This window comes from Sphingorhabdus sp., from assembly GCF_044357595.1.
Lineage (GTDB): Bacteria > Pseudomonadota > Alphaproteobacteria > Sphingomonadales > Sphingomonadaceae > Sphingorhabdus_B.
The window spans coordinates 1-26,985 of the sequence record NZ_JBIKPH010000005.1; the positions used below are offsets into that span (position 1 = coordinate 1).

The following is a 26,985-nucleotide window of genomic DNA, read 5'->3' on the forward strand; positions in this document are numbered from 1 at the left end:
GGTATGGCAAATGCCCGTCGCCATGATTTCGACCAGCACTTCGCCAGCCTTTGGACCTTCCAAATCCAACTCAACAATTTCCAATGGCTTTTTCGCTTCAAATGCAACTGCAGCGCGGGTCTTCATGGTACTTGGGTCTCCGTTATACTCTGCCACAGGTTTTTCCATTAACCGCGCAGCGGTGCAAGCCTAGATTCCAGCATACCATGCATAGTCGCCAACATCCTCCCAATATCCTCCCTTTCCACCGTGAAATTTGGTCAGGTCGTCCGTCGCCTCGATGCTCATAACATATTTGGCCTGCTTGTAGCCCAACTGCCGCTCTACGCGCAGCCGGATAGGTGCGCCATATTTCACGGGCAGAGTTTCACCATTCATGCCCCACGCCAATATGGTCTGCGGATGGTAGGCGTCGACCAAGTCAATCGATTCATAATATGGCAGCGCTCCGTAATCATCCGCGCAATGAAAAACGATATATTTGGCACGGCTAGACACGCGGGCCTGTTGCAGCAACAGGCGGAGCGGCGTGCCTTGCCACTGCGCAATCGCACTCCAACCCTCCACACAGTCATGCCGCGTGATTTGCGTGCGCGCTGGCATGGCCCGCAGCGCGTCCAGGCCAAGCATCAAGGGATTGGCGACCATGCCGTCAACACGCAGCCGCCAGTCCGCAAAACCATTCTGCAGATGCGCGAGATATTCCGCCGAAGTAGCGATCACCGAACCATTTGTTTTAAAAATGGGCGATATGTCCGACGGCGCAAATTCAGGCGCCAGCGTTGCGCGGTCCATTAACGACCTGTGCGTGATCTGATTAAGACTATCCACCGACCGCAGCGCAGATCTGAAGGTCGCATTCTCATTCATGGCGTCACAGCCACTCAAGATCAGCGCACCGCTGCCCAAAGTCGCGCCGCGCAACAGGTCGCGCCGGCGGATAAATTTGCGCCCATCGGTCATGGCTGTTCTCCAACTTGGCTGGGTTCACTGGTCGCCGCATGCCGCCCCGTTATCATCGACCGGACACCCTTAATTGGTCCGGAAAGTAGTACCATGAGGAGGTGAACGACAACAAAAAGTGCCATCATCGTCGCAGCAATGAAATGCAGCGAGCGGGCCGACTGCCGCCCACCAAATAGATCAAGTAACCACGGCCAAGCCGCGTTCAGTGCAGGCGACATTGCGATGCCCGTCAGGATCATGGTCGGCAGCACGACGAATATGAGCCCAATATAGGTGAATTTTTGCAGTATATTATAAGTGCCGTGCGCGTGATCGAAACGCAGCTGCGCATGATTTTTGATGTCTTTCCAGATATTAGCCACGCTCCATTCCGCACGTCGGACATGCAAGTCCTTTCGAATATGGCCGTTGACCAGCGAACCCAGCATGAAGGCCGTCAGCCCAAGCGCGAAAAGCCACGCAAAGGCAAAATGCCACCTGCGCGCAGCGGCTAGACTATAATGGGTCGGAATGGTCGCCCAGCCGGGGAAGGCAACCCTGCGAACCTTGTCTTTTGAATCTAATGATAGTCCCAGCACGCCGGTGGTTTCAACGCGGGCATTCCCAATTCTCACGAACCCAGTGGTGCGTGTATCGTCAATTTGCAACCAAGCATAATCTCCGCGTGCGCCGAATTCGCCCCAATATAATTGCGGATGGGCGTTAAAGATCATGAGGCCACTCATCAGCAATATCGTAGCGAAAATGGCGTTCAACCAATGCCAGATACGCGTGAGGCTATGGTGCCGTTTCACCACATCCTGCGACCCTGACTGTGTTGCATCCATAAAAGTGCTCCTATGCAAAGTCTAAGCGACCCTGGCCCATCGGGCAACTGCAACATCACAATTTAGCAGCGGACACATCGGGTTTATGTTTAAGGCGCTACGCGGCGCCCATCAGACCAGTGGCCCTATTCGTCGGCGTTGGACCGTTCGGGCTGCACCGGTGCCCATATCAACATGTGATCAGCCTTGAAAAGGCCAGTGCCTTAATATAACCAGCTGAAAATATTAGAATTTTTCACCCGTAAGCCGCTGGCACAACATGTCCAATTGGTCCAAACTCCCATATTCGAAAGTCACTGCGCCAGCGCCCGTCGCATTTTTTTGCGCTATCCGCACCTTCAATCCCAAAAGATCGCCAAGATGCGACTCGACTGCGCGGATATCGGCATTTTCTGGCTGGCCAGCAGATACTGTCCTTTTCGCCTTTGGCGCGCGCTCTTGTTGCACCAGCGCTTCAGTTGCACGAACAGACAGCCCTTTTTTGATGACCAGCATTGCCAACTGGACCGCATTGTCACTGCCCAATAAGGCGCGCGCGTGTCCCATGCTTAGCTTTTCTTCGGTCACCAGGTCGCGCAGCGTTGGCGGCAAGTCCAGCAAGCGCATCATGTTTGCAACATGGCTTCGCGATTTATGCACCAACTCGGCAAGTTCGGCGGCACTGTGCCCAAATAACTCCGTTAGCTTCTTATAGGCATCAGCCTCTTCAATTGGATTTAAATCCTGCCGCTGGATATTTTCGAGAAGCGCAATTTCCAGCGTTTCGGAATCGTCAAAGCTGCGGATAATTGCAGGAATATCATGTAACTGCGCACGCTGGGCCGCCCGCCAGCGGCGTTCACCCGCAACAATCTGGTACCCCCCTTGAAATGGCCGGACAATTATGGGCTGAATAATCCCATGCTTTGCTATGCTCGCGGCCAGCTCATCCAACTTCTCATCGGCAAAATGGCGCCGTGGCTGATCGGGATTAGGACGTATGTCGATCACCGACAGCGTCGCAACGCTCTGCCCACGAGAATCCATGTCTGAATTTGATTTTGTCCCCATGCTGTCGCCGCGCAATGCCTCACCGAGCAAAGCATCCAGGCCCCGCCCAAGGCCCATTTTTTTCTTTAACGGCGACTTTTCCGACGTATTGTCTTTGCTCACGCTGCTAACTCCCGGGCCGGTAGTCGGCCAATCAATTCCCTGGCAAGTTTCATATAGGCTTCTGATCCCGAGCAGCGGTGATCGTAGACCAAGGCCGGAAGCCCATGACTAGGTGCCTCAGACAAGCGCACATTCCGCGGAATGACGGTATCAAATACAAGATTACCTAAGCAACTGCGCACATCGTCAGCCACCTGCTCGGTCAGCTTATTACGCTTGTCGTACATGGTAAGCGCGATACCCATGATTGTAAGGGCGGGGTTGAAACGACCCTGAACGCGTTCAACTGTCTGCAATAACTGGCTAAGCCCCTCCAGCGCGAAAAACTCACATTGTAGCGGGACGAGAAGCGAATCTACCGCAACCAGCGCGTTTACGGTTATCAAACCAAGCGACGGTGGGCAGTCGATTATGCAAATGTCCCAATGCGCGTCGGATTTATCAAACGCCGCTTTAAGCCGACCAGTGCGATCTTCACACTGAACCAATTCGATTTCCGCACCCGATAGGTCAACAGTGGCAGGTACAATGTCGAGGTTCGGAATAAGCGTCGGGATCGACGCGTCTTTCAACGATGCATCTCCCAGCAATAGATCATAGCTGCTGTGAACCCGCTGCGCTTGCTTTAACCCAAGCCCCGTGGAAGCATTGCCTTGGGGATCAAGATCCACAAGAACGCAGCGCCAACCGCTTGCAGCCAACGCCGTCGCCAGATTTATGGCTGTTGTGGTCTTGCCAACCCCTCCCTTTTGGTTCGCTACAGCAATACGGATCATGGCCTTTGCCCCTGTGTTGCGGCACCCGCTTTGGTTTGGCGATGCCCCGATAATGTGCCAACCAGAATCCCCGCATCCTGGTCAGTTATGCTCTGCATAACTTTAAAATTTCCATCCCAAACGCCTTGGGCGTCTTGCCACTCGTGGTCCGCATTACGCCCCTTTGGTAAAAGCCACAAAGTTTTATTTGTCGCAAAGCGTTCTGCAAGATCAAACAGCTTCGGTAATGGCGCAAACGCACGGGCACTGATGACGGAATAAGGCGCGGTTTCCAAACGTTCCAACGTAACCCCTGCAACATGAACACGACGGGTGAGGGCCAACATTTCAACCGCACGCTGCAGATAATCAATCCGCCGCGCACGCGATTCCACAAGCGTCACGTTGTAATCGGCCAACAATGCAATAATCAGCCCGGGAAACCCAGCACCCGAGCCCAAATCCAGCCAGCGGGTGGCTGCGGGGGCATGGTCCAGAAATTGCAGCAACTGGGCACTGTCCACAATATGGCGGGACCAAATATGATCAAGCGTCGATGCAGAAATCAGATTTTGACTGCTCGCTTCCCGTTTCAAAAACGCAACAAAGGTCTTGAGCGCGTCCATTGTTTCACGTGAAACACCCAACTCGCTTTCAAGCCAACGCACTGCTTCCTGCTCGGTCATGCCGGTTCTACGATACTGGATTTTGTCCGCTTGGCATGTACCAAAATGGCAGCCAGCGCCGCAGGGGTTATACCCCTAATGCGCGACGCTCCGGCTAAAGTCTGCGGCTTTGCTGTTTGCAGACGCTCAACCATTTCGTTGGAAAGCCCCGCTATGAAACTGTAATCGGTTGTCTCGGGAAGTCTAATTTCCTCATTGGCGGTGACGTCATGTATTTCTGCCTCTTGTCGCGCCAAATAAGGTGCGTATCTGCCATCCTGCTCAACTTCGTTAAGCAGGTCCGTCGGCCATGCTTCGCTTTCACGTGCAAGCAACGTTGCAACCGACAGCTGCGGAAAGCGCAACCATTCAAACAAGGACATTTTACCGGCGTCTTGTTTTACGGAAAAGCCACGCTTTATGAGGACGTCGGCACTTTCCTGGGAATGAAGGCGCCCGAGCAGATCTTTGCGCTGATGCTCTCGGTGCTGAAACGCCGCAGCCGTGCTAGCCGCAACAGCTCCAACATCAATCGCCATGGGCGTCAGCCTCGATTGCGCATTATCGGACCGCAAACGTAACCGATATTCGGCCCGCGCAGTTAGCATGCGGTAGGGCTCGGTAACACCTTGCAGGGTGAGGTCGTCTATCATGACTGCAATGTAGCTATTTGTCCGGTCAATTGCTGGCATGGCTTGGCCCAGATGCATTGACGCAGCGCCAATACCTGCCACGAGACCCTGAGCAGCGGCCTCCTCATACCCCGTAGTTCCATTAATTTGCCCGGCACAATACAGACCCTCAAAACCGCGAACGGCCAGACTGGAATCCAAACAGCGTGGATCAATATAGTCATACTCAACCGCATAACCAGGCACCACAATCTGACATTGCTCCAAGCCAGACATTGACCTCACCATAGCCTCTTGAATGTCGGTCGGTAGTGAGGTTGAAATGCCGTTTGGATATATCAAATGGCTGTCCAGCCCTTCAGGCTCCAGAAAAACCTGATGGCCTTCGCGGTCTCCAAAACGGAAAATCTTATCTTCGATCGACGGGCAGTAGCGGGGGCCCTTACCCTCTATGTCGCCACCAAAAAGTGGGGAGCGGTCAAGCCCAGACCGAATAATGTCATGCGTCTGACTGTTTGTACGCGACATGGCGCAAAATAATTGCGGCACAGTGCGACGGCTGCGCATTGCGGACATGGTCCATTCTTCGCCGTCGGAGGGCTGCATTTCCAGCTGCGCCCAATCAATGGTCCGGCCATCCAAGCGCGGCGGCGTCCCGGTCTTTAAACGGGATATCGGTAAATCCGCTTGCCTCAGCTGCTGCGAAAGCAGCATCGCTGAATCTTCGCCGACCCGGCCACCATCGAGCCGCTCTTCCCCGCGAAATAACTTGCCGCCGAGAAATGTCCCAGTAGCCAGGACTACCGACGGCGACTTTATGATAGAGCCATCACCCAGAACTAAGCCCGCAACGCGCGTCGGTGCGCGTGGAAGAAAATGTAAAGCCGCAGCCTCACCTTCAATAACTCGGACATTGGGAAGGTGATTAAGTTGATTCTGGATGGATGCCTTAAATAATTTACGATCTGCCTGAATACGTGGGCCTTGAACCGCTGCACCCTTGGATGCGTTGAGCATTCGGTAATGCACCGCAGAATCATCGGCGGCACGGCCGATCAGACCGTCAAAGGCATCTACTTCGCGCACCAAATGGCCTTTTCCAAGACCTCCAATAGCTGGATTGCAGGACATGGCGCCTATCATAAGCCTGTCAAAGCTGACCAAGGCGACACGCAAACCCATGCGGGCAGCAACCGCTGCAGCCTCCGTCCCCGCATGGCCGCCACCAACAACGATGATGTCAAAATCAGTCTTCATGTGTCGCGCATAGCCGAACTGATCGCTGGGGTCAAAAAGGAGAAATTATTGTTTCACGTGAAACACTATTTTCCAACGCAGAATTTCCCGAAGATAGTGTCCAACAGATCTTCAGTGTGTGCACGCCCCGTCAGCGCGTCTAAAGCCAAACGCGCTTGGCGCAGATTTTCTGCGATAATCAACCAGTCCTCTGTCTCACGGCATGCACTTAAAGCATCCGCAGTCCGCCCAAGGAATGATCTTTGTCGCGCGTTGACGGCGAACTGATCCGTAGGTGGCAATAATGTTTTTGCAGTCCGCACCACAGTATCGAGCAATTCGGACATGCCCGCGCCAGACACCGCAGACACCGCAATCGCGTCCGCAGATTTGCTGACATGCCCGTTCCAATCGCTTTTTGTTGCGACCTCAATCAAATTCGGGTGGGTTGGGCCAGAGCCCTGCGTTCCAAGCCACAATATTATATCCGCTTGTTGCATAGCTGCGTGGCTGCGGACGATGCCGATTTTCTCAATCACGTCTTCGCTGTCATCTCGCAATCCCGCTGTGTCCGTGAATATCAATGCAACACCCTGCACACTGACAGGCACCTCAATCATGTCCCGCGTCGTGCCCGCAATATCGGATACAATAGCGGCATCCCGCCCGACAAGCGCGTTTAACAATGTGGACTTGCCGCTATTAGGTGGCCCAGCCAGAACGACCCGCAATCCATCCTTCAACTTTTCCGCAGGCGGCGCTGCCAATAATCGCGCAATATCGGCCGCTAAATTAGTACAAATATCTGTAATTGTTCGATTATTTTGTGATTCAACATCGTCTTCGTCTGAGAAATCCAGCTCAGCTTCGGTAAGTGCAGAAAGGCGCAATACTTCCTGACGCCATTGCTCGATTGCCGCGCTGAACGCGCCGCCGAACATAAGGTTGGCGGCGCGGCGTTGCCATTCGGTCTCTGCAGACAAGAGATCCGCTAGTCCCTCTGCTTCGTTGAGGTCCATTCTGCCATTGGCAAACGATCTTCGCGTGAATTCACCTGCCTCGGCGCGCCTGACCCCCTGAAAGGCCTGAATGGCTTCCTCGACGACATGGATAACGGCGCGACCACCGTGCAGCTGCAGCTCAGCCAGATCCTCACCCGTTGCGCTTTTGGGCCCTGGGAAGATTAATATCAGCGCTTGATCCAGATGCTCCTTGGTTTCAGGCAAACGCAGTACGCACAAAGAAGCCCTGCGCGGTGCTGGCACTCGCCCTACAAGTCCGCGCACCACGTCAAAGGCCGCTGGCCCGCTGATCCGGATTATTCCAATCGCAGCAGGAGGGGCGCCGCTGGACAGCGCAAAAATTGTGTCGGGGGAATGCATCAAAAATCGCTATTTTTTATCTTTGCTATTCAAGCCCGACATCGCCGCCTTGGCGCCTGTCTCGATCAACTGCTGAAACAGTTGAAGCCCCATTTGTCCCATGGGCGCGATTTGTTTGCCGATTTCCTGTAATTGATCAATGCCGCCGGCGCCGTTCATCAAGTTGGTAACCTTCTCGACATAGGCTTCATTGGCCTTGGTAACATCAGGCAGACCGAGCAACGCCCGCGCCTCTTCGGGCGAACAATCAATTTCAATGTGCATCTTCATGGGCCACGCACTCCTATTTGCTGATAGGAAGCACTATAGGGGCTAAGTCGAATCACGCAATTGCGGAGAATATCCGCCAAGGAGCTGAATATGGGTGAAATGGTGAATGTGGATGCGCTGGGTGAGGATGCCCTTTTTCCGGCCTATTTGGCGGCGCCCGCAGAAACCGCGCGGGCTGCAATCATTGTGATACCGGAGATCTTCGGGGTGAATGCTGGTATTCGGCAAAAGGTCGATCATTTGGCAGCTTCAGGATACCTTGCGGTTGCGCCTGATATCTTCTGGCGTTTTGCGCCGGGCGTTGAGCTGAACCCTGATGTTGAGACGGAACTTCAAGAGGCGTTTGGCTATTTTGGCCAATATGATGCCGATGATGGCGTTCGCGATATTGAAGCAATGATCCATGCCATCCGCACGGGGCTTGGAAAACAAGCGCCTGTCGAAAAGGTGGGTTGTGTTGGGTACTGTCTGGGTGGACGTCTGGCCTATATGGCGGCAGCGCGGACGGATATCAGTGCGACAGTTGGCTATTATGGCGTCATGATTGACCAGATGCTGCATGAAAGCCACGCCATTGCTAACCCGCTGATGCTGCATATTCCGACCGCGGACCATTTTGTTGGTCCAGAAGCGCAGGCCGCAATACATTCTGGCCTTGGCCATAATGCCAAGGTGACGCTGCACGACTATGTTGGCCTTGACCATGGCTTTGCAGCTGAGATGGGCACCCGGCGCGATGCGGTCGGCGCTGAACTTGCAGATAGCCGCACCGCCGCGTTTTTCGCAGAGCAGCTGGGATAAACTTTTGGGCTTCCCCTGTTCATGGGGAAGCCAATTTAGCCGCCTATCATCGCAATCACATAACGGCCAACCCCCAAGTCGGGATCAGTCCAGCCTTCATAGATCATCTTGCCCGCGACATAGACGATAACCGCCATGCCGAACCATGCGATCCATTTATAGCGTTCAATGTATTGCGCGATAACATTTGCGGCGATGCCCATAAGAGCAACAGCAAAGATCAGACCGACGATCATAATACCCGGATGGTCCTTAGCTGCACCCGCCACCGCAAGGACATTGTCGAGGCTCATCGACACATCGGCGACCGCCACAGCCCATGCTGCAGCGGCGAAGCTTTTGGCCGCTGGAATACCGCTATTTTCGTCACCCAATATTTCAGGTGAGCCAGGGGATTCTGTTGCTTCGCTGCGTTTCAAGTCGCGGTACATCTTCCACGCCACCCAAATCAAAAGCAGTCCGCCGACAAATATCAGACCGATGACGCCCATCAATATGTTAACCATCAACGCAAATACGACACGCAAAACGAGCGCGGCAATAACGCCGATGAAGATAACTTTTTTACGTTGTTCCGGAGGCAACCCAGCCGCCAACGCGCCAACGACAATGGCATTATCACCCGCCAGCACCAGATCGAGCAGGATAACAGAAGCCAAAGCCGTCCAGGCGCTACTGCTATTTAAGTTGGAGAAATCATTGACGATATGTCCCCAAATTTCAGCAGGCCCACCCAAGGACGGTGCCGCTGAAACCGTTGCGATCAAAAATTCGAGCATCATCACTTCGCCTATTGCTTATTGATTCATCGAGTCAAAAAAGTCTTCGTTGGTCTTTGAGTCCTTCATCTTATCGAGCAAGAACTCCATCGCGTCGATAGTGCCCATTTGCATGAGGATGCGGCGAAGGACCCACATTTTCTTAAGCTTGTTTTCTTCAACCAACAATTCTTCCTTACGCGTACCGGATTTGCCGACATCCAGCGCTGGGAAGATACGCTTGTCCGCGACCTTGCGATCCAGAACGATTTCGGAGTTACCTGTACCCTTAAACTCTTCGAAGATAACTTCATCCATGCGGCTGCCTGTATCAATCAAGGCTGTCGCGATGATGGACAGTGACCCACCTTCTTCAATGTTGCGGGCTGCGCCAAAGAAACGCTTTGGACGTTGCAACGCGTTGGCATCCACACCGCCGGTCAGCACTTTTCCAGATGATGGGACAACGGTGTTATAGGCACGGCCAAGACGTGTGATGGAATCGAGCAAGATGACCACGTCATGCTTATGCTCAACCAAACGCTTTGCTTTTTCTATAACCATTTCAGCAACTTGCACGTGACGCGTTGCGGGTTCATCAAAGGTGGAGGAGACAACCTCACCCTTCACCGAACGCTGCATATCTGTAACTTCCTCGGGCCGTTCGTCGATCAACAAAACGATCAAGAACACTTCTGGATGGTTTTCGGTGATGGCGCGGGCAATATTTTGCAGCAACACGGTTTTACCTGTCCGTGGTGGCGCAACAATCAACGCACGTTGGCCCTTACCCTGCGGGCTAACAATGTCGATGACGCGAGCTGACTTATCCTTAACCGTTGGGTCAAGTGAATCGAGTATCAGCTTTGAGTCCGGATACAGTGGCGTCAGGTTATCGAAGTTGACGCGATGGCGCACCGCATCGGGATCATCGAAATTGATCTTCATTACCTTGGTCAGGGCAAAATAACGCTCACCGTCTCTTGGCGCGCGAATTTCGCCTTCAACCGTATCGCCCGTGCGCAGACCGAACTGGCGGACCATATTTGGGGACACGTAAATATCGTCTGGACCTGCTAGATAATTAGCCTCGGGCGACCGCAAAAAGCCGAAGCTGTCAGGCAAAACCTCGATCGTGCCCAGACCCATGATCTGCTCGCCATCTTCGGCAAGTTCTTTCAGGATCGCAAACATAAGATCCTGTTTGCGCAAGGTAGACGCGCCTTCGACACCCAGCTCTTCAGCCATCGATACGAGGTCAGCAGGATTTTTGCTTTTCAGCTCTTTCAAATGCATAGAAAATTCCGTTGGATGGACGCAGTGCCCAGGTTGGTCGCCGATATGAAAAAGATAATCGGTCGAATTTTAAAAAGTCAGTGGCGCAATTGTTATGTGGATAGCGCCTCATGCCCAGGACGGGCTTCGCCTGTTAAATACCCAGTGATGGCCACGCCGTCAACTGTTCTAAAATCACAATAGTTTAGTCAGTCCATTAAGCGGCTGGGGCTTAGAAGGGTTTGGCAATTACCAATATGACAATGATGGCAGAGGCAATGCCAGGAACTTCATTAAGCAAACGCAATTGCTTGCCGGTTAAACGCCGTTCACCGCGCGCCAACTTCTTGGCATAGCTTACAGTCCAGCCATGATAAGCCGACAGTCCCAAAACAAACAATAATTTGGCGTGAAACCATCCTTGCGCCATCGCGCCGATATTATACGCAAGCAATAATCCCAAAACCCAAACCACAATGATGGACGGATTAAGGATGATTTTGATGAGTTTGGATTCACGGTCTACCCATTTGGCGGCTTCTTCAGACCCTTCAGCACTTTCCTGATGATAGACAAAGAAGCGCGGAATCATGAACAACCCCGCCATCCAAAAAATGACAAAAACAACGTGGGCAGATTTCAGCCAGATATACAGCACAGATAGCGTTTCCGTCATAAAAACGGCCTTTTTGGGTTAACCCTTACGGACCAGATTGAGAAGCAATTCAACATTTTCGATTGGCGTGTCGGGCTGAATACCATGTCCAAGGTTGAAGATATGGGGCCGATCTTCAAACGCAGACAGGATGTTGTGCACGGAATCTTTCAATACATCACCACCTGCGATCAAGGCAAGTGGGTCAAGATTGCCTTGAACCGGCAGGCCTTTGGGCAATTGTCGGTTTGCCCAATGTGGATCAACGGTTTCATCAAGGCCCAAGGCATCAACCCCTGTTCCTTCTGCATAAGCGGCAAGCTTTCCGCCCGCACCTTTGGGGAAACCGATAATCACCGCTTCGGGATTTCGCGCCTTTAACCGGCGCACGATTTCTGCATTGGGCGCGATCACCCATTTTTCAAATTGCGCCGGTGACAATGACCCAGCCCAGCTGTCAAACAACTGCACGGCATCGACACCCGCATCGATCTGGTCACCCAGATAATCCACCGTTGCCGAAATGATAGCTTCGATTAATGCGGCAAAACGCTCCGGCTCCATATAAGCCATCCTGCGTGCCTCTGCTTGGTCTTTGCTGCCTTGACCATGCACCATATAGGTAGCGACCGTCCACGGGCTTCCAGCGAAGCCCAGGAATGTAGTTTCAGGTGGTAGCTCGGTCGATACCTTACGCACAGTGTCGATGATCGGTGCAAGCCGTTGTGGGGCAGGCACAAAATCTTCAAATTTTGATTCCGCGAGACGTGGCGCAAGGCGTGGACCTTCACCTGTTTCAAACCAAAGATCTTGGCCCATGGCATGGGGGATTACGAGGATATCTGAAAACAAAATTGCGCCATCAAAGCCAAAGCGGCGAATTGGCTGCAACGTGATTTCACACGCTGCGTCGCTGTCATAGGCAAGCGCTAGAAATCCGCCCTTTTCAGCACGAAGCGCGCGATATTCGGGTAAATAACGCCCTGCTTGGCGCATCAACCAAATAGGGGGAACATCCTCTTGATTGCCTAGAAGGACGTTAAGCAGTTTTTTCGGGTTTTGCGCTGACATAGAGCGGTGAGATCCAATCAAAATATATATTTATATAAAGGATGATGAAAGATGATGTGGTGTTGATAGATCGGGCCTTAAAAGCTTTTGCTGATATTGCCAACAGCTTGACGCACGGGCGCAAACACAATGAATGGGAGTCGCAATTTTCATCCCCATTATCCACACCCTGTGGATATAAAAATACCCCTGTGGATAGGCTGTGCTCGAATCGAGCCGCAAAATTGGGTTAGTGCCGGAGAAATGGACGTGCAAAACTTGTCCCTTGATTTATCCCCAGCCTGCCAACAAGACTGTCAGCCATGACCCAGCGTTTTCATTTACATTTGTTGTCGGACTCTACCGGCGAGACTTTGGAGAGTATCGCCAAGGCAGCTTTGGCGCAGTTTGACGACGCAGAGCATGTGGTCAAGCATTTCTGGCCAATGGTGCGCTCCGAAAGCCATCTGGACCGGATATTGACGGACGTGGCCGCCAACCCTGGGCTTGTGCTGTTTACGTTGGTCAATCGCGATACACGCCGCAAATTGGAGACACGTTGTCGGGCGCTGGGCTTGCCTGCCATTGCGGCGCTCGACGCGGTTAGTGACGCAATGTCCAATATGTTTGGCCAAGAAGCAAAGGCGCGACCCGGCCGCCAACATGTCATGGACGCAGCCTATTTTGCAAGGGTTGCGGCGATTCAATTTACCATTGCGCATGATGACGGGATAAACGCCCAAAATTGGGAAGAAGCCGACATTGTGCTTGCCGGCGTATCCCGAACATCGAAAACGCCAACCAGTATTTATCTGGCCAATCGTGGGTATAAGACTGCAAATATTCCAATCGTGCCGGAATCGCCGCCACCACCGAATTTATTTCAGCTCAAGCATCCAATGGTCATTGGCTTGGTCACCAGCGCCGAACGGCTGATACAGGTGCGGCGCAACCGCTTATTGTCGTTAAATCAATTGCCGGACACAGATTATGTCGATGAAGAGAAGGTCCGCGCCGAAGTTGCGCATGCGCGGCGGATGTTTGCCGATAATGGTTGGCCGGTGTTGGACGTGACGCGTCGTTCAATTGAAGAAAGTGCAGCCGCGATCATTAATCTGTTTAACGAGCGCGAATTGGCGCAGGTATGGGAAGCGGAAATTCAATCATGACGCTGATTTTGGCGTCCCAAAGTGCTGGGCGGATCGCGATGTTGAACGCGGCCGGTGTCGCGGTTGAGGCGGTGCCTGCTTTGGTTGATGAAGATAGCATCAAAACATCCTTGGCCGAAGCAGGCGCTAAACCACGCGATATTGCGGATGCCCTGGCTGAGGCAAAGGCGCGCAAAGTGTCACGCAAGGTGCCTACCGCATTGGTGCTGGGCTGTGATCAGCTTTGCGTTGGCGCCGACGGCCATGTTTTTGACAAGCCTAAAACACCGGAAGATGCACGCGCACAACTTGCGCGACTTTCTGGCTCTGTACACCGGTTAATCAGCGCTGCGGTGATATGTGAAGGCGGCGCGCCTGTCTGGCGGGTGGTTGACACTGCGCAAATGACAATGCGTCCGCTAAGCCCCGCTTTCATTGATAACTATGTCGACACCTGTTGGGAAGACATCCGCCATTGCGTCGGCTGCTACCGGATTGAAGCCGAGGGCGCGCAACTTTTTGCAAGCGTCAGCGGCAGCCAGTTCACCATTATCGGGATGCCATTACTTCCGGTGCTTGATTATTTGCGATTGAGGGGCCTTTTATCCATATGACACATTATGCTGAAGTGATCGGGCACCCGATTGCGCATTCTAAATCGCCATTGATACACAAATTCTGGCTTACACAATTGGGCATGGTGGGCGATTACCGCGCATCTGATGTACAACCCAAAGATTTGGAGCGTTATTTTGCCGAGCGTGCCGCCGATACCGACTGGCGTGGATGCAACATCACGATCCCGCACAAGATTGCGGCGCTCGACTTTGTCAGCGACCCCGGCGAGGTGCGCAATTCAATTGGCGCTATCAACACCGTGTTTCGCAATGATTCAGGCGCACTTGTTGCCACCAACACCGATGCGGGCGGCTTTTACGGGCCAATTGCGGACATCCCGATTGCAGGCGAGACGGCCATAGTCATCGGCGCAGGCGGCGCCGCGCGCGCGGTCCTATTCGCTTTGGCGCAAGCTGACATTGGTGAAGTGGTCTTGATGGCCCGTAATGGGTTGAAGGCAGCCGGCTTGCTGGCGCATTTTGGCCTGAAGGGCAAAGTCATCAGCCTTGACGCACGCCTGCCCGATGCAGCATTGCTGGTGAATGCAAGCCCTCTGGGCATGGTTGGGCAAGCGGCACTTGAAATCGATCTTTCGCCCTTGCCTGAACATGCGATTATCTATGATCTCGTCTATGCCCCGATTGAAACGCCTTTGCTCAAGGCGGCGCGGATGCGTGAGTTGGAAACGGTGGATGGTCTTGAAATGCTTGTTGGGCAGGCAGCTATCGCCTTTGAGTTGTTCTTTGGCGTGGCCCCACCCGACGATGGTGAGAATGCACTGCGCTCTCTTTTACTCACATGAAAAAGCCTTTGATCATTGGCCTTACCGGCTCCATCGGCATGGGAAAGTCGCCCGTTGCGGCGATGTTTGCGGATGAAAATGTTCCCGTCTTTGATGCTGACGCGGCGGTGCATGACCTGCAAAAGGCGGGCGGCGCGCTGGTGCCCGTTATTGAGTTGGCCTTTCCTGGCACAACGGGTGCTGACGGAGTCGACCGCAAGGCGGTGGGCGCCGCTGTATTTAGCGACCGCGACCGGCTGGCATTGCTGGAATCGATAATCCACCCCGCCGTCGCGGAACGCCGCAAGGTGTTTTTGGCGTTGCATCAGGATGCGGACATGATCTTGTTCGATATTCCTTTGTTGTTTGAAAAAGGCGGACAGGCAGGCGTTGATGTTGTCGTGGTGGTAAGCGCGCCGGCAGCGGTTCAGCGTGAACGCGTGCTTGCGCGGGCCAATATGACCGCGGAAAAGTTTGAACATATACTGGCACTACAAATGAACGATGCCGAGAAGCGCGCACGCGCCGACCATATTATCGACACCGGCCAATATATCGCCGAGACGCGCGCCGATGTGCAGGCACTTGTTAAAAAGCTGCGCGCGGGTCTTGCATAAGGCTTTAAACAGGCTCACATCTAATAACAGAATGCGTGAAATTATATTTGATACCGAAACGACTGGCTTTGACCCCGCAACTGGGGATCGGATGGTTGAAATTGGCTGCATCGAAATGGTCAGCCGGGTGATGACAGGCAATCACTACCACGCCTATTTCAACCCGCAGCGTCCAATGCCCGCAGCTGCCGAAAATGTGCACGGCCTGTCGGACCGGTTTCTGTCCGACAAACCAGCCTTTGCCGAAAAGGCTGATGAACTCCTTGAATTTCTTGGCGACAGCCCGCTCGTTGCCCATAATGCTAGCTTTGACTTCGGTTTTCTCAACCACGAACTGCAGGATTGCGGACGCGCGCCTGTTGCCATGGACCGAATGGTTGACACAGTGGCCCTTGCGCGCGTCAAAAATCCGGGTGCGAAATTATCACTCGACGCTTTGTGCACCCGTTATGGCATCGACCGCAGCCACCGCATAAAGCACGGCGCGCTGCTCGATGCAGAGCTTTTAGCACAATTATATATTGAGCTGACGGGCGGCCGGCAAATCGGCCTTGGCCTCGCGGACAATGCTTTTTCCGATAAAGCTGTGGCCCAAACGGACGTTAGCAGCGTTCCGTCAACAAAGGTATTTCGGCCAGGCCGCGCCCATTCTGCTTCTGTGGAAGAATTGGCGCGGCATGCAGAATTTATAGCGAAGATTAAGGACGCGCTTTGGCTTCAATCGGGGTCAACGCTTTAACAAAAGGAGATAGGCATTGGACATCAGGGTTTCAGGACATCAGGTCGATACCGGTGAAGCGCTCCAAACCCATGTGGAAACACGACTTGGGTCCATTGCCGAAAAATACTTCTCAAAAGCCCTGTCGTCGCACGCAACTTTTGGCCGCGCGCCGCATGACGGCTTTACGAGCGATATCGTCATGCATGTCATGCAGGGCCTTGTCCTCAAAGGCAGAGGCGAGGCACAGGACGCGCATGTTGCTTTTGACCGCGCAGCAGAACGCATCGAGAAACAATTGCGCCGGTACATGCGCCGCTTGCAAGATAGGCATGTACAAACGGCTTATGCTTTGGCGCAGGAAGAAGCGGCCTATACCGTATTTGACGCAGGTGATGACAATGAAGAGGCGTCCTTGCCGGACGCGCCAGTCATTGTCGCTGAAATGCGCGTCGATATTCCTGAATCCACTGTGTCCGACGCCGTCATGCTCATGGATTTACGCAATACGCCGGCCCTGTTATTCAAAAACACTGGAACTGGACGCCATAATATGGTTTATCGCCGCGAAGACGGCACGATCGGGTGGGTTGAACCAAAATCTGCACCTTAGATCTCGGCCAAAATCTTATAGTTTTGTAAACCAATTCAAGGGATTGTGCTTCGGTCACACCGAGCGCTTTTGAAAAAGATATGATACGACTTTCCACTAGGCTCGTTGAAGGGGCCGTTGCTGCTGATATATTATGTTCGGGAAAATCGGACTTGCTGGCGCGGTTATCGGTTATCGCGGCAGAAAATTATTTTGTGGATGCGCGTGACGTGCTTGATGGCATGGTTGAACGCGAGCGGCTTGGCCCGACGGGTTTTGGCGGCGGTACTGCCATCCCGCATTGCAAGGTATCCGGTATCGATATGCCAGTCGCAGTATTTGCGCGGCTTACGAAGCCAGTGCCTTATGATGCCGTGGATGACGAACCTGTTGATCTCGTGTGCGCGCTGATTTCGCCTGCGCAAGACGGAGCTTCGCACTTACGCGCTCTGGCGGAGGTTTCACGCCTTTTCCGAGACGAAAAATTCCGGGCGCAATTGCGCGGTGCGGCAGACTCGTCAGCCATGTATGCCGTGCTCAGCTTTTCTGAAGAGCGTGACGCCGCTTGATTGAACCACGGCTTGCCAGCGGAGTACAAATCTCTGCGCTCAAGCGATTGGCCGAAGCGGAAGGTGATTTTGCAACCGTCCTGAAGAAGGGCGATGCCATATCTGGCGCGATCCTGTTGATTGGGCAGGTGCGCGGTGCAGACCCTATATTGTACGAACGTTACCCTTCATTGGACGGCCAGTCTGCCTGGAAAAGCGTCGATTTGGCCAATTCAAGCGATGCTTTAGTGCAGGATTATTGGAAAAAGCGGGCCACCCGCGACCCAGATTTATGGGTTTTAGAACTGGATGTCGCATCCGGTGCACGGTTGGACGGACTATTGGCCGTGTTGAATTGACTTTGGTGCGCCGCAGCATAACTGCGCCATCAACGAGTAGCGAAGGTTGTCATACGGTACACAAATGGGGTGACCAGATAAACACGCGAGTCGGATGCAACAAAAGACGAACAATAACAAAGTAATGCAGCTTCGTCCGCTGGTGCCGCCGCTTTAATGTATTTTTCATGTTGAAATTTTTTCGTGCCACTTCTCTTGTGGCTGTTTCTTGTGTTTTGGTTTCTGCGGTTTTTACTGCCGATGCCAGCTTCGCCTTTGGCAATGACCAAGGCACCTATTTAAAAGCCAGCACCATCGCCGTGGACGCTATACAGATCGCCGCCGAACGCGCGCAGTTGGATCTGGCGAAAAGCGACAAGGTTACAGCGACGCTCGCTGACAATGGTGATATTATTTTTGCTCCAAGTAACGGCGGAACGCCGATGACGGAGCCTCCACGTAATATAGCAGCACGCGATAACAGTGACGATGCGCTATCCGCCGCTTCATTGGCTGACCTTGTTGACACTCAGGATGTCCGTGACAGCCTAAGCAACGAACAACGTTGCCTTGCAGGTGCCGTCTATTTCGAATCCAAGGGTGAATCGCTCACTGGCCAGTTGGCAGTCGCGCGGGTCATTCTCGCCCGTGCCAATTCGGGTCGCTTCCCCAGCACTTTGTGCGGCGTTGTGTTTCAGAAAAGCCAATTCTCTTTTGTCCGCGGCGCAGGCATGCCGCCGATCCGGACCGGCAGCAAAGGCTGGCAGGAGGCTGTCGCCATCAGCAAAATCGCTTTAAACGACAGTTGGAAAAGCCCCGTTGAAGGCGCGCTGTTCTTTCACGCCCGTCATGTAACGCCGGGCTGGAATTTGACGCGCATTGGCAGCATCGACAATCATATTTTTTATCGCTGATGTGCGATAAGCCGACGCGACGATAAGGGCCCCTAAGTGGGGCCTTTATTATGTTCTAGTTTCGTTCTAATCTCCTGAAATGGATTCGGCTTCGAAATCTTTGTCTTTTTCGGGGGCGCCCGCGGTTGCGCGCGGCGTCTCGCGTCTGTTTTTACGTAACCAGATCATGGTGCAGCCCGAGGTCAGCTTACGCAACAATCGCCGAGCTGACCTGATGGGCCTCACCATCGAGGGTGAGATTATCATTGTCGAAATAAAATGTGCGCGCGCGGATCTTTTGGGTGACCAAAAATGGCCCGAATATCTGGACTATTGCGACCGGTTTTTCTGGGCCGTGCCCGCAGGGTTCGACATTGGCCCCCTGCATAGCGACGCCTTCATGCCCGAACGTGCCGGGTTGATTATCGCCGACGCTTATGACGGCGAGATCGCCCGGCCAGCCACTTTGGTGCCCGTCGCGCCGGTGCGGCGAAAAACCGAAACCCAGCGACTGGCGCGGCTCGCCATGCGCCGCTTGATGGGCATTGCTGATCCCGACCTGATGCTTGCCGGGATCGATGTCGAATAATAGCCTGCGTTAGCTCTTTTTAGGATTATACCAAATCGGTGAAGAATAGGCGCGCTCCTGCGCCTTAAGCTCCGTACCCGGCAGCAGCTTTGCCCCATAACGCAAGGCATCGAACAGCACCCAGCGCGGTGTCGGAATTTCGATCACGCGGACGTAATAGAATGCACGGATGTTGCGGTTGAATTCAGGGTCAGTCCACACCGCGCGTAATTCGGGGTCGCCAATGCTGTTGGTGTAGCTGGCTTTGGCGATGTTAACAGTGTCGCCTACGGCAGGCACTTTACCGTTCGCGCCCTTTGGCCTTTTGTCCGCGTCGCCCCACACAACGTCAAAGACCTTTTCTTGCAGCACGCCTGATGCGTTCACCCATCCCTTGACGACTTGAACACGGTCGAGATTGGCGCCCATCGGGTCTTTCAGTGCGGAAATCATGAATTTGGGCGCGCCATTGCCGGGTTTAAGATCCGCGCCCATGGGCACGCCTTTTGCGTAACCGGCTTTTACCCAGTCGCCTGCAAACAGCGTGTCGTCATAATCCCAGCCACCAAAGAAACGCACTGTCATGCGCGGGCCAGTCGTAGCGTATACCTCGCGCCGCATCATTGCGTCGAAAATGGCTGCGCGTGTATTTGCGGTCGCCCATACCGCGGCATAGCCACCCGCCAGATAGTGCCAACCAATACGCCCTTTCCGGGTACCAAGATTTTGGGCCTGCGAAGCACGGTTGGCGTTAGGCTCGCCGCCCGAGTGCTTGCCAAAGAAATTGTTTTCATCACCCGTTGCAAGTCCCGTATGGCTATCGGTCGACCCGATGACGCCGAACTTATACGGGTTCACGCCGGTGCGCGCTTCAATCGCCAAGCCGCGTTTCAACGCCTCACGAATATACTCACCCGCATAATCCTGTGGCTTTTTCGCAGCCTGCATGGTCAAATTGCCAAGGTCCCAGCCCGCCGTGCCGAAACCGGAGAACTCGTCGTTAGGGGACAAAAACGGATGCGATTCACTGTCGCCCTTGATCTGCGTGATTTCAGCCACGGGCTCGCGCGCCGCACGCCGCCGCGCATATTGCGCGGTCATCGGGCCGCCGTTCGGACCGACCAGTTCAAACATCAGGCCATTGGACAGATTGCTGTTATGCGGGATCGCGAGCACTTTTCCGCCCGTGACCTTTTCATAATTGTCCATATAGTCCCACAATTGGCTAACAGGTGTGTCGCCCTGGCCGGGATCATAGGGCAAGACCTTGTCGGTGCGGCTTTTGCCGTCGCGGAACATGACAACGCGGTGCAAATTATTGCCGCCGGGCATCAGCGTATATTCAAACCCCATGAAGGCCGTGAATTTGCCGGGCTCATTATAGCGTTCTACTAGCGCGCTATGACCTGTCCAAATGTTGGTTGAAGTTTTGCGCTGTCTTTCCGGGTCCGTCAGCGCAGCGGGAAGAGTATTGCGGCCAACGGCGTCAATGAGCTCGCCGGTCACGCGCTGCATGCCCTCTGGCCCTTTGTGCATTTCGGTGTGCCAACGCTTCAGCGTTGGGTCGCGGATTAAAAATCCGGGAGAATCGTACAAAGCTTTGGTCGCGCCAAGGCCGCCAGAGTGATCCGCAATCACCAGAAAATCTAATGGCCGCTCAAGCTTGGCCTTCAACCCGCTCGTCGACGTGACTTCTTCACCGCGCGCAAAACGCAGCGCCTCTTCAGGGCCAAGCTTTACACCAAAGCCAAAGGCATCGATGGAATTGGAGGTATGGAGATGGGTGTCGCCCCAAAGCAGCGTGCTCGCCGGGCCAGAAGTGACTTCGCTATCGGAGGATATCTGCGCCACGCGCGAATCGTCCATGACGCGTTTTTCACGATATTGCTGCCACCCGTAGGTTAGCCCTGCCCCAACCGCGACTAGCGCAACTGTGCTCAATATTATCTTGCGTATTCCGGCCATTTTCAACTCTCCCTGCATTAAAAATGCTCTGGAAAATCGTGCTGGTCAAGACGGTCTTGAATTCCGCTACGTTATGGGTTGCTTTATGCTCCAAATGAAGCCTGAGGGGCGGCTATCGTCAATCTCGGCCAACCCTATTTTCTGGTTTTCGGCACCCAATACCGGCTCTGTGCGATATGTGCCGAACAAGCGGTCCCAAACCGTTAGGCCAAAACCAAAATTATGCTTCTGGTCATCAACTAAAGTGCTGTGGTGAACCAAATGCATGTCAGGCGTCACCAAAAATGGCCGCAACATGCGGTCAAGCTTGCGGGGCAAGCGAATGTTGCTGTGATTAAACAGCGCGTTGGCGTTTAGCCATAATTCAAACGCCAAAGCCACAAGCAACGGCACGCCAAGCAACGCGACAATTGCCGATTTAAAGAATGTCGACATAATCAGTTCGAATGGGTGAAAACGCAGCGCGGTGGTCACATCCAGATCGCGATCGGCGTGATGGACGGCGTGCATGCGCCACAAAAAAGAATAACGGTGCATGGCAAAATGCTGAAACCAAACCGCGAGATCAAGGAGGATAAAGGCGATTATTGCCTCAACCCAAAAAGGCAGCGATACCAGATTCAGCACGCCGAAATGATGCGTGCTCGCCCAATGCGCCGCGCCGCCGACGACCACCAAAAACGACAGCAGTCGCCCAACAACGGCATTGGTGGCAAAGAACAATGCGTGCGTCCGCCACCTTGGGCTGCGCCCGAGCACCAACTTACGGCGTGGCCAGACAATCTCGGCGCCCGCCAGCAGCACAAGCAATAAGGCGGGGATGGCTATCGCATATATGCCAAGCCCCGCCGCGATCATGTGCGTTATACGTCCGTTTTTTCGAGGAAGGGATAGTCGGTATATCCTTCGCCGTCGGGCGTATACCATGTTTTGAAGTTATCCGGCGTCAGTTCCGCGCCAACGCGCAATCGCTCCACAAGGTCGGGGTTGCTGATATAGGCACGGCCGAAGCTTATGGCGTCGGCAAGGCCTGAGGCGAGATCTGCATCTGCCATTTCCTTGGTATATTCTTGGTTGAGCACCAACGGCCCATTAAACACCTTGCGGATTTCCGGTGAAACGCGCGGCACGCTGGTCTTCCCGAAACTGCCATAGGGTTTGATGTCGCGCAGCTCAAGGAAGGCAATGCCGATGTCTTGCAAAGCAGCAGCGGCAGCGGTGAACAAAGCAACAGGATTACGGTCGTCTGCGCCTTGTGTTTCGCCATTGGGCGACAAACGCACAGATGTCCGTTCCGAGCCAACGGCATCGACAACAGCTTGCGTCACTTCGCGCAGCAGGCGGATGCGGTTTTCGATTGCGCCGCCATAATCGTCGGTACGGAAATTGGTGTTGTCGCGCAGGAATTGGTCAATCAGATAGCCATTGGCTGCGTGAATTTGCACACCGTCAAAACCAGCTGCCATCGCATTTTTAGCGGCGTGCACATAATCCGCAACAATGCGCGGCAATTCGGACATATCAAGCGCGCGGGCCTCGGTGTAATCCTTTTTGCCTTGCGGCGTATGGGCCAAGCCCGGCGCAGTGGTGGCCGAAGACGAAACCGGTTGCGCGCCGCCCAAGAAATCAGGGTGCACCAGGCGGCCCATGTGCCACATTTGCAGGATGATCCGACCGCCTGCGTCGTGCACGGCTTTCGTCACTGGCTTCCAAGCCTCGACCTGCGCATCCGACCAAATACCCGGCGCTGACGGCCAGCCGAGTCCCTCTTGGCTGATGCCGGTGGCTTCAGAGATAATGAGGCCAGCGGTGCTGCGCTGGCTGTAATATTCGGCCTTAAGGTCCGACAGGGGTACATGCTCCCCTTCGCTGCGTCCGCGTGTCAGCGGGGCCATGAGTATACGGTTAGGCGCCGAGATGGCACCGAGTTGAATCGGGTCGAACAAAGTTGCAGTCACGGGATTTCCTGTCATTAAGGCGTTTCTTCGTCGCCAAGATGCGGATGAAAGTTGCAAATTGCAACGGGGGTTTATGCAGCAAAAGCTTTTTCAACAGCAAAAACCAAGTTTGCTTGCGTTTGTTGCATTGCTTGCCGGCAATATCTCGATTGCCTTTGGGCCGCTACTTGTGCGCTTTGCGGACAGTGGGCCAATTGCAACGGGGTTCTGGCGACTGGCCCTCGCAACGCCGTTTTTACTGGCTGTCGGCTATCGATTCGGTTTCCGCATGGCGACGGTTAGTCGTTCGACATTATGGCTAATAATCGTCGCGGGTGTGTTTTTCGGTGTAGACATCGTCTTGTGGCATATCGGTATTTTTCAGACGAAAATGGCCAATGCGACAATTTTTGCCAATTGCGCCAGCCTGTTGCTGGTGGTTTATGGCGTGATTGGCGCGCGCAAAATGCCGTCCAGATGGGAAGGCGCTGCCATTCTTTTTGCGTTTCTTGGCGCGGCGTTGCTGATGGGGCAAAGCCTAGAATTGTCGCCGCGTCATTTCACTGGCGACCTTCTGTCGCTTGGGGCTGGGCTTACCTATACCGTCTACTTGGTATCGATGATGAAAGTGCGCCAAAACACCGAAAGCTGGGGCGCACTTGGCATGGCAAGCGCCTTTGCGGCGGTTGTGCTTCTTGCGTGTGCCCTTTTCGCCGGTGAACAGATCATTCCTACGGCATGGTGGCCAGTCGTTTTGCTGGCCCTTACCTCGCAATTTTTCGGGCAAGGTTGCCTGACCTATGCGCTGCCGCATTTTAGCCCTTTGGTGATTGGGTTAGCCCTGTTGCTTCAGCCGGCCTTGTCGGCGGCTGCCGGATGGCTTGCCTTTGGCGAGACGCTTACGGCGATGGACTTTACAGGCAGCGCGCTTGTCATGCTCGCTTTGGTGCTGGTGCGAAAGCAATAGCCCTTTTCTTGCGGGCTGCGAACGGGTACATATAGGGCATGTCTAAAAATGCTTTCCCTGCCGACCCGACGCTTGACGAAGTTCGCGTTGCCCTTGCCCCCGTCATCGGCCGTCACGCCGGTTTTGATGGTTGGTCCGACGCCGCCGTTCATGCGGCGGCTGACGACATGGGCGTTGACCGCGACGTTGCCATGCTGGCCTTCAAGGGTAAGGCTATAGACATGATCGATGCATGGATTGAAGGCGTTGACTTGGATCTCGCTCGCCGCTTGCCAGCCGACAAATTGGGGGCGATTAAAATTCGCGACCGCATTACTGCTTTGCTGGCGGCTCGGCTGGAGATTATGGCGCCCGATCGGGAATCGCTCCGCCGCGCCCTTGCAATCATGGCGATGCCCCAGAATTTAGCTAGGTCCGCAAAAATGGGCTGGCGTTCGGCGGATCGCATGTGGCGTCTGGCGGGGGATACCGCAACGGACCTCAACCATTATACCAAGCGCATGACATTGTCCGCGGTCTACGCCAGCACATTGAGCGTTTTTGTGAATGATGACAGCGACAATTTTGCCGATACCCGCGCGTTTCTCGACCGACGGATCGACAATGTGATGCAAATTGAAAAGGTGAAATATCAGGCCAAGCAGCGCATGGAATTCACGCCAAGCTTGTCGCGATTTATCGGCCGGTTGCGCTATCCTGCAAGGTGAGATGAATCTCTATTGATGTTATTGCGAATCGGTTGCAAATAGCGCGTGTGCAACTTGATCACCTCCCACTCAACCGCATGGCGGTCATTCGGACCATCCATTGGGATGATTTGCCAGATCAGGAAGGGCATCGTTTGCGTTCGCTCGGCTTTGAACCCGGCGTAGCGATTGAGGCATTGCACAGGGGCATATTAATGTGGCGCGATCCACTGGCGGTGCGTGTCGGCCGGATGACTGTCGCCTTGCGCACAAACGTGGCTGCCGCGATTGATTGCGAGTTATCGGCATGACGCAAATGCCGCCTCTCGTCGCGTTGGTCGGTAACCCCAATGCTGGCAAAAGTGCGCTGTTCAATGCATTGACCGGCGCGCGCCAAAAAATCGCCAATTATCCGGGCGTGACGGTGGAGCGTAAATCGGGCCGCGCCGCCTTTGCCGATGGGCGTCCGGTCGAAATGATCGATTTGCCCGGTGCCTATAGCTTGCGTCCCGACAGCCTCGACGAAGCCGTCACGCGCGACGTGGTCCTAGGCAACTTGCAAGGCCATCGCCGACCCGATGCGCTGGTCATCGTGCTCGACGCGGGCAATCTAGACAATCATCTGCGCTTTGCGCTTGAACTGATTGCGCAAGGCCTACCGACGGTGGTTGCATTGAACATGATCGACTTGGCCGAGCGGGACGGGCTTCAACTGGATTCGCAAAAGCTGGCGCGCGCGCTTGGCGTGCCCGTCATTGAAACGGTTGCTGTGCGTCGCCGCGGCCTTGAGCCCTTAATGATGCAGTTGGAGGAAGCGCTCAGAAACCCCCGTCCGGCGATAGAGCCTGTCGCCGCATCCATCGGTGCACAAAATCAGCGCGCCCGCGACATCGCACGCGCGGTCATCATCAGCGAAACCGCTAGCCGCCAATGGACACGCCGGCTCGACGCCGTGCTGCTGCATCCGGTCGGGGGCGTGGTCATCTTGCTCGCGTTGTTGTTCCTGATGTTTCAGGCGGTCTATGGCTGGTCCGAGGCGCCGATTGGTTGGATCGAAAGTGGCTTTGCCCTGCTGAGTGACGGCATAAAAAATGCTATGCCTGACGGACTTCTGCGGTCGTTCCTCACCGATGGGGTCATCGCTGGCGTTGGTTCGGTCATCGTCTTCTTGCCCCAGATTCTGATACTTTTTCTGTTCATATTATTGCTTGAGGCATCGGGCTATATGACGCGCGCTGCCTTTGTCATGGACCGGTTGATGGCGGCGGTCGGGCTTTCGGGACATAGCTTTATTCCTTTGCTGTCGTCATTCGCGTGCGCGATTCCGGGCATCATGGCGACGCGGACGATCATGGATCAAAAGGAACGGCTGGCGACTATTCTTATTGCGCCATTGATGACCTGTTCGGCGCGCCTGCCCGTTTATACTGTTATTATCGGCGCATTCATTCCGGCGTCTACCGTAGGCCCCGGCATTGGCTTACAAGGGCTTGTCCTGTTCGGGCTTTATATCGCGGGCATATTGGGTGCGATGCTGGCGGCAGCCGTCATCCAACGCTTTGTCACGCAAAGCCGAACGAGCAGTTTCCTGATTGAAATGCCGCGTTATCAATGGCCACGGGTCAGCGACATTGCGCTTAACCTGTGGCAGCGCGCATGGGTTTTTCTGCGCCGTGCAGGGACGATCATTTTTGCCGCAACGATCATTTTATGGGCGCTTCTAAGCTTTCCCAAAGCGCCAGAAGGCAGCAATATCTCGCAGGTCGAATATTCGGTTGCGGGGCGTATCGCCGACGGCCTTGAACCCATTGTCCGGCCAATTGGTTTCAACCACGACATTGCATTGGCGTTGATTCCGGCAATGGCAGCGCGTGAGGTTGCGGTTTCGGCACTGGCAACCGTTTACGCTATTGATGTGGCGGATGACGACGCCGCGGCAACAAGCCTTGGTCCAAAGCTTGCGGCGGACTGGTCGCTTGCAACTGCGCTTGCCTTTCTTGCTTGGTTTGTTTTTGCGCCGCAGTGCATCTCCACAATCGCCGTCACACGGCGCGAAACCAATGGCTGGAAATGGCCCATCTTCATGGTCACTTATCTTTTTGCATTGGCATATGCCGCAGCAGGGATAACATATTGGACAGCGCGCTCCTTCGGCTTATAGCGGGTGAACGAAAACTTTTGCATG

The 26,985-nt window shown here is 54.2% G+C and carries 30 protein-coding genes and 1 pseudogene; 15 read left to right on the forward strand and 16 right to left on the reverse strand.

Annotated elements, in window-relative coordinates; all coding sequences use genetic code 11:
• The 9 genes and pseudogenes from ACIQ2T_RS01550 to ACIQ2T_RS01590 all read right to left on the reverse strand — a co-directional run.
• Positions 1-126, reverse strand: a pseudogene (locus ACIQ2T_RS01550) (S-(hydroxymethyl)glutathione dehydrogenase); the annotation flags it as partial.
• 63 nt (positions 127-189) lie between these two features.
• The gene (locus ACIQ2T_RS01555; RefSeq protein WP_397589287.1) at positions 190-963 is read right to left on the reverse strand and encodes a molybdopterin-dependent oxidoreductase; all 774 of its coding nucleotides are present in this window, start codon (positions 961-963) and stop codon (positions 190-192) included.
• Positions 960-1,793: a cytochrome b/b6 domain-containing protein gene (locus ACIQ2T_RS01560; protein ID WP_397589288.1), complete on the reverse strand. Its 834-nt coding sequence runs from the start codon at positions 1,791-1,793 to the stop codon at positions 960-962. Before ACIQ2T_RS01560 ends, ACIQ2T_RS01555 begins: the two co-directional genes overlap by 4 nt.
• A gap of 225 nt (positions 1,794-2,018) precedes the next feature.
• Entirely contained in the window at positions 2,019-2,900 is an 882-nt protein-coding gene (locus ACIQ2T_RS01565) for a ParB/RepB/Spo0J family partition protein (protein WP_397589354.1), read from the reverse strand.
• 41 nt (positions 2,901-2,941) lie between these two features.
• Positions 2,942-3,721 (reverse strand): ParA family protein, encoded by a 780-nt coding sequence (locus ACIQ2T_RS01570; protein ID WP_397589289.1) that lies wholly within the window; start codon positions 3,719-3,721, stop codon positions 2,942-2,944.
• Complete coding sequence (gene rsmG, locus ACIQ2T_RS01575; protein ID WP_397589290.1) at positions 3,718-4,386, reverse strand: 16S rRNA (guanine(527)-N(7))-methyltransferase RsmG; 669 nt, start codon at positions 4,384-4,386, stop codon at positions 3,718-3,720. The genes ACIQ2T_RS01570 and rsmG overlap by 4 nt, the downstream gene beginning before the upstream one ends.
• Complete coding sequence (gene mnmG, locus ACIQ2T_RS01580; RefSeq protein WP_397589291.1) at positions 4,383-6,254, reverse strand: tRNA uridine-5-carboxymethylaminomethyl(34) synthesis enzyme MnmG; 1,872 nt, start codon at positions 6,252-6,254, stop codon at positions 4,383-4,385. Before mnmG ends, rsmG begins: the two co-directional genes overlap by 4 nt.
• Before the next feature lie 65 nt (positions 6,255-6,319).
• The gene (gene mnmE / locus ACIQ2T_RS01585; protein ID WP_397589292.1) at positions 6,320-7,615 is read right to left on the reverse strand and encodes a tRNA uridine-5-carboxymethylaminomethyl(34) synthesis GTPase MnmE; all 1,296 of its coding nucleotides are present in this window, start codon (positions 7,613-7,615) and stop codon (positions 6,320-6,322) included.
• 9 nt (positions 7,616-7,624) lie between these two features.
• On the reverse strand, positions 7,625-7,885 hold the full coding sequence (locus ACIQ2T_RS01590; protein WP_397589293.1) for a DUF6489 family protein: 261 nt from the start codon (positions 7,883-7,885) through the stop codon (positions 7,625-7,627).
• A 90-nt stretch (positions 7,886-7,975) separates the two neighbouring features.
• Here ACIQ2T_RS01590 and ACIQ2T_RS01595 point away from each other — a divergent pair, with 90 nt between their 5' ends.
• Complete coding sequence (locus ACIQ2T_RS01595; RefSeq protein ID WP_397589294.1) at positions 7,976-8,686, forward strand: dienelactone hydrolase family protein; 711 nt, start codon at positions 7,976-7,978, stop codon at positions 8,684-8,686.
• 35 nt (positions 8,687-8,721) lie between these two features.
• On the opposite strand, the gene ACIQ2T_RS01600 is transcribed toward ACIQ2T_RS01595, so the two are convergent.
• From ACIQ2T_RS01600 to hemE, 4 genes are all read right to left on the reverse strand, one after another.
• Entirely contained in the window at positions 8,722-9,468 is a 747-nt protein-coding gene (locus ACIQ2T_RS01600; protein ID WP_397589295.1) for a YjbE family putative metal transport protein, read from the reverse strand.
• 15 nt (positions 9,469-9,483) lie between these two features.
• Positions 9,484-10,740, reverse strand: a complete 1,257-nt coding sequence (rho, locus tag ACIQ2T_RS01605; protein WP_300039020.1) for a transcription termination factor Rho — start codon at positions 10,738-10,740, stop codon at positions 9,484-9,486.
• 211 nt (positions 10,741-10,951) lie between these two features.
• A complete protein-coding gene (locus ACIQ2T_RS01610; RefSeq protein ID WP_397589296.1) occupies positions 10,952-11,395 on the reverse strand; it encodes a CopD family protein in 444 nt (147 codons plus the stop codon).
• Positions 11,396-11,413: 18 nt separating this feature from the next.
• Positions 11,414-12,445, reverse strand: coding sequence for a uroporphyrinogen decarboxylase (gene hemE / locus ACIQ2T_RS01615; RefSeq protein WP_397589297.1), 1,032 nt, complete (start codon positions 12,443-12,445; stop codon positions 11,414-11,416).
• Positions 12,446-12,747: 302 nt separating this feature from the next.
• On the opposite strand from hemE, the gene ACIQ2T_RS01620 reads away from it, so the two are divergent.
• The 10 genes from ACIQ2T_RS01620 to ACIQ2T_RS01665 all read left to right on the forward strand — a co-directional run bounded on the left by ACIQ2T_RS01620 (position 12,748) and on the right by ACIQ2T_RS01665 (position 19,266).
• On the forward strand, positions 12,748-13,593 hold the full coding sequence (locus ACIQ2T_RS01620; RefSeq protein WP_397589298.1) for a pyruvate, water dikinase regulatory protein: 846 nt from the start codon (positions 12,748-12,750) through the stop codon (positions 13,591-13,593).
• Positions 13,590-14,186 (forward strand): Maf family protein, encoded by a 597-nt coding sequence (locus tag ACIQ2T_RS01625; RefSeq protein WP_397589299.1) that lies wholly within the window; start codon positions 13,590-13,592, stop codon positions 14,184-14,186. The genes ACIQ2T_RS01620 and ACIQ2T_RS01625 overlap by 4 nt, the downstream gene beginning before the upstream one ends.
• Positions 14,183-14,992, forward strand: coding sequence for a shikimate dehydrogenase (aroE, locus tag ACIQ2T_RS01630; RefSeq protein WP_397589300.1), 810 nt, complete (start codon positions 14,183-14,185; stop codon positions 14,990-14,992). The genes ACIQ2T_RS01625 and aroE overlap by 4 nt, the downstream gene beginning before the upstream one ends.
• Positions 14,989-15,588, forward strand: a complete 600-nt coding sequence (coaE, locus tag ACIQ2T_RS01635) for a dephospho-CoA kinase (RefSeq protein WP_397589301.1) — start codon at positions 14,989-14,991, stop codon at positions 15,586-15,588. The genes aroE and coaE overlap by 4 nt, the downstream gene beginning before the upstream one ends.
• A gap of 31 nt (positions 15,589-15,619) precedes the next feature.
• Positions 15,620-16,327: a DNA polymerase III subunit epsilon gene (gene dnaQ, locus ACIQ2T_RS01640; RefSeq protein ID WP_397589302.1), complete on the forward strand. Its 708-nt coding sequence runs from the start codon at positions 15,620-15,622 to the stop codon at positions 16,325-16,327.
• Positions 16,328-16,343: 16 nt separating this feature from the next.
• Positions 16,344-16,919, forward strand: a complete 576-nt coding sequence (gene hpf, locus ACIQ2T_RS01645) for a ribosome hibernation-promoting factor, HPF/YfiA family (protein WP_397589303.1) — start codon at positions 16,344-16,346, stop codon at positions 16,917-16,919.
• A gap of 80 nt (positions 16,920-16,999) precedes the next feature.
• A complete protein-coding gene (locus tag ACIQ2T_RS01650; protein WP_397589304.1) occupies positions 17,000-17,467 on the forward strand; it encodes a PTS sugar transporter subunit IIA in 468 nt (155 codons plus the stop codon).
• A complete protein-coding gene (locus ACIQ2T_RS01655) occupies positions 17,464-17,805 on the forward strand; it encodes a DUF1491 family protein (protein WP_397589305.1) in 342 nt (113 codons plus the stop codon). The genes ACIQ2T_RS01650 and ACIQ2T_RS01655 overlap by 4 nt, the downstream gene beginning before the upstream one ends.
• Positions 17,806-17,972: 167 nt before the next feature.
• Positions 17,973-18,698, forward strand: coding sequence for a cell wall hydrolase (locus ACIQ2T_RS01660; RefSeq protein WP_397589306.1), 726 nt, complete (start codon positions 17,973-17,975; stop codon positions 18,696-18,698).
• A gap of 100 nt (positions 18,699-18,798) precedes the next feature.
• Complete coding sequence (locus ACIQ2T_RS01665) at positions 18,799-19,266, forward strand: MmcB family DNA repair protein (RefSeq protein ID WP_397589307.1); 468 nt, start codon at positions 18,799-18,801, stop codon at positions 19,264-19,266.
• A gap of 9 nt (positions 19,267-19,275) precedes the next feature.
• On the opposite strand, the gene ACIQ2T_RS01670 is transcribed toward ACIQ2T_RS01665, so the two are convergent.
• The 3 genes from ACIQ2T_RS01670 to ACIQ2T_RS01680 all read right to left on the reverse strand — a co-directional run bounded on the left by ACIQ2T_RS01670 (position 19,276) and on the right by ACIQ2T_RS01680 (position 23,183).
• A complete protein-coding gene (locus ACIQ2T_RS01670; RefSeq protein WP_397589308.1) occupies positions 19,276-21,210 on the reverse strand; it encodes a DUF3604 domain-containing protein in 1,935 nt (644 codons plus the stop codon).
• 66 nt (positions 21,211-21,276) lie between these two features.
• Complete coding sequence (locus tag ACIQ2T_RS01675) at positions 21,277-22,068, reverse strand: sterol desaturase family protein (protein WP_397589309.1); 792 nt, start codon at positions 22,066-22,068, stop codon at positions 21,277-21,279.
• 5 nt (positions 22,069-22,073) lie between these two features.
• On the reverse strand, positions 22,074-23,183 hold the full coding sequence (locus ACIQ2T_RS01680; protein WP_397589310.1) for an alkene reductase: 1,110 nt from the start codon (positions 23,181-23,183) through the stop codon (positions 22,074-22,076).
• 58 nt (positions 23,184-23,241) lie between these two features.
• On the opposite strand from ACIQ2T_RS01680, the gene ACIQ2T_RS01685 reads away from it, so the two are divergent.
• The 4 genes from ACIQ2T_RS01685 to ACIQ2T_RS01700 are packed head-to-tail and all read left to right on the forward strand — an operon-like array spanning position 23,242 to position 26,961.
• Positions 23,242-24,114 (forward strand): DMT family transporter, encoded by an 873-nt coding sequence (locus ACIQ2T_RS01685; RefSeq protein ID WP_397589311.1) that lies wholly within the window; start codon positions 23,242-23,244, stop codon positions 24,112-24,114.
• Between the two features lie 38 nt (positions 24,115-24,152).
• Positions 24,153-24,821: a COQ9 family protein gene (locus ACIQ2T_RS01690; RefSeq protein WP_397589312.1), complete on the forward strand. Its 669-nt coding sequence runs from the start codon at positions 24,153-24,155 to the stop codon at positions 24,819-24,821.
• Positions 24,822-24,868: 47 nt separating this feature from the next.
• Positions 24,869-25,111 (forward strand): ferrous iron transport protein A, encoded by a 243-nt coding sequence (locus ACIQ2T_RS01695; RefSeq protein ID WP_397589313.1) that lies wholly within the window; start codon positions 24,869-24,871, stop codon positions 25,109-25,111.
• A complete protein-coding gene (locus tag ACIQ2T_RS01700) occupies positions 25,108-26,961 on the forward strand; it encodes a ferrous iron transporter B (protein ID WP_397589314.1) in 1,854 nt (617 codons plus the stop codon). The genes ACIQ2T_RS01695 and ACIQ2T_RS01700 overlap by 4 nt, the downstream gene beginning before the upstream one ends.
• Positions 26,962-26,985 lie beyond the last annotated feature (24 nt).

Bases quoted from the DNA above. Each gene is read 5' to 3' on its own strand.
- ACIQ2T_RS01555 (WP_397589287.1), bottom strand. From the start codon at position 963: ATGACCGATGGGCGCAAATTTATCCGCCGGCGCGACCTGTTGCGCGGC.
- ACIQ2T_RS01560 (WP_397589288.1), bottom strand. From the start codon at position 1,793: ATGGATGCAACACAGTCAGGGTCGCAGGATGTGGTGAAACGGCACCAT.
- ACIQ2T_RS01565 (WP_397589354.1), bottom strand. From the start codon at position 2,900: ATGGGCCTTGGGCGGGGCCTGGATGCTTTGCTCGGTGAGGCATTGCGC.
- ACIQ2T_RS01570 (WP_397589289.1), bottom strand. From the start codon at position 3,721: ATGATCCGTATTGCTGTAGCGAACCAAAAGGGAGGGGTTGGCAAGACC.
- rsmG (WP_397589290.1), bottom strand. From the start codon at position 4,386: ATGACCGAGCAGGAAGCAGTGCGTTGGCTTGAAAGCGAGTTGGGTGTT.
- mnmG (WP_397589291.1), bottom strand. From the start codon at position 6,254: ATGAAGACTGATTTTGACATCATCGTTGTTGGTGGCGGCCATGCGGGG.
- mnmE (WP_397589292.1), bottom strand. From the start codon at position 7,615: ATGCATTCCCCCGACACAATTTTTGCGCTGTCCAGCGGCGCCCCTCCT.
- ACIQ2T_RS01590 (WP_397589293.1), bottom strand. From the start codon at position 7,885: ATGAAGATGCACATTGAAATTGATTGTTCGCCCGAAGAGGCGCGGGCG.
- ACIQ2T_RS01595 (WP_397589294.1), top strand. From the start codon at position 7,976: ATGGGTGAAATGGTGAATGTGGATGCGCTGGGTGAGGATGCCCTTTTT.
- ACIQ2T_RS01600 (WP_397589295.1), bottom strand. From the start codon at position 9,468: ATGATGCTCGAATTTTTGATCGCAACGGTTTCAGCGGCACCGTCCTTG.
- rho (WP_300039020.1), bottom strand. From the start codon at position 10,740: ATGCATTTGAAAGAGCTGAAAAGCAAAAATCCTGCTGACCTCGTATCG.
- ACIQ2T_RS01610 (WP_397589296.1), bottom strand. From the start codon at position 11,395: ATGACGGAAACGCTATCTGTGCTGTATATCTGGCTGAAATCTGCCCAC.
- hemE (WP_397589297.1), bottom strand. From the start codon at position 12,445: ATGTCAGCGCAAAACCCGAAAAAACTGCTTAACGTCCTTCTAGGCAAT.
- ACIQ2T_RS01620 (WP_397589298.1), top strand. From the start codon at position 12,748: ATGACCCAGCGTTTTCATTTACATTTGTTGTCGGACTCTACCGGCGAG.
- ACIQ2T_RS01625 (WP_397589299.1), top strand. From the start codon at position 13,590: ATGACGCTGATTTTGGCGTCCCAAAGTGCTGGGCGGATCGCGATGTTG.
- aroE (WP_397589300.1), top strand. From the start codon at position 14,183: ATGACACATTATGCTGAAGTGATCGGGCACCCGATTGCGCATTCTAAA.
- coaE (WP_397589301.1), top strand. From the start codon at position 14,989: ATGAAAAAGCCTTTGATCATTGGCCTTACCGGCTCCATCGGCATGGGA.
- dnaQ (WP_397589302.1), top strand. From the start codon at position 15,620: ATGCGTGAAATTATATTTGATACCGAAACGACTGGCTTTGACCCCGCA.
- ACIQ2T_RS01650 (WP_397589304.1), top strand. From the start codon at position 17,000: ATGATACGACTTTCCACTAGGCTCGTTGAAGGGGCCGTTGCTGCTGAT.
- ACIQ2T_RS01660 (WP_397589306.1), top strand. From the start codon at position 17,973: ATGTTGAAATTTTTTCGTGCCACTTCTCTTGTGGCTGTTTCTTGTGTT.
- ACIQ2T_RS01670 (WP_397589308.1), bottom strand. From the start codon at position 21,210: ATGGCCGGAATACGCAAGATAATATTGAGCACAGTTGCGCTAGTCGCG.
- ACIQ2T_RS01675 (WP_397589309.1), bottom strand. From the start codon at position 22,068: ATGATCGCGGCGGGGCTTGGCATATATGCGATAGCCATCCCCGCCTTA.
- ACIQ2T_RS01680 (WP_397589310.1), bottom strand. From the start codon at position 23,183: ATGACAGGAAATCCCGTGACTGCAACTTTGTTCGACCCGATTCAACTC.
- ACIQ2T_RS01685 (WP_397589311.1), top strand. From the start codon at position 23,242: ATGCAGCAAAAGCTTTTTCAACAGCAAAAACCAAGTTTGCTTGCGTTT.
- ACIQ2T_RS01690 (WP_397589312.1), top strand. From the start codon at position 24,153: ATGTCTAAAAATGCTTTCCCTGCCGACCCGACGCTTGACGAAGTTCGC.
- ACIQ2T_RS01700 (WP_397589314.1), top strand. From the start codon at position 25,108: ATGACGCAAATGCCGCCTCTCGTCGCGTTGGTCGGTAACCCCAATGCT.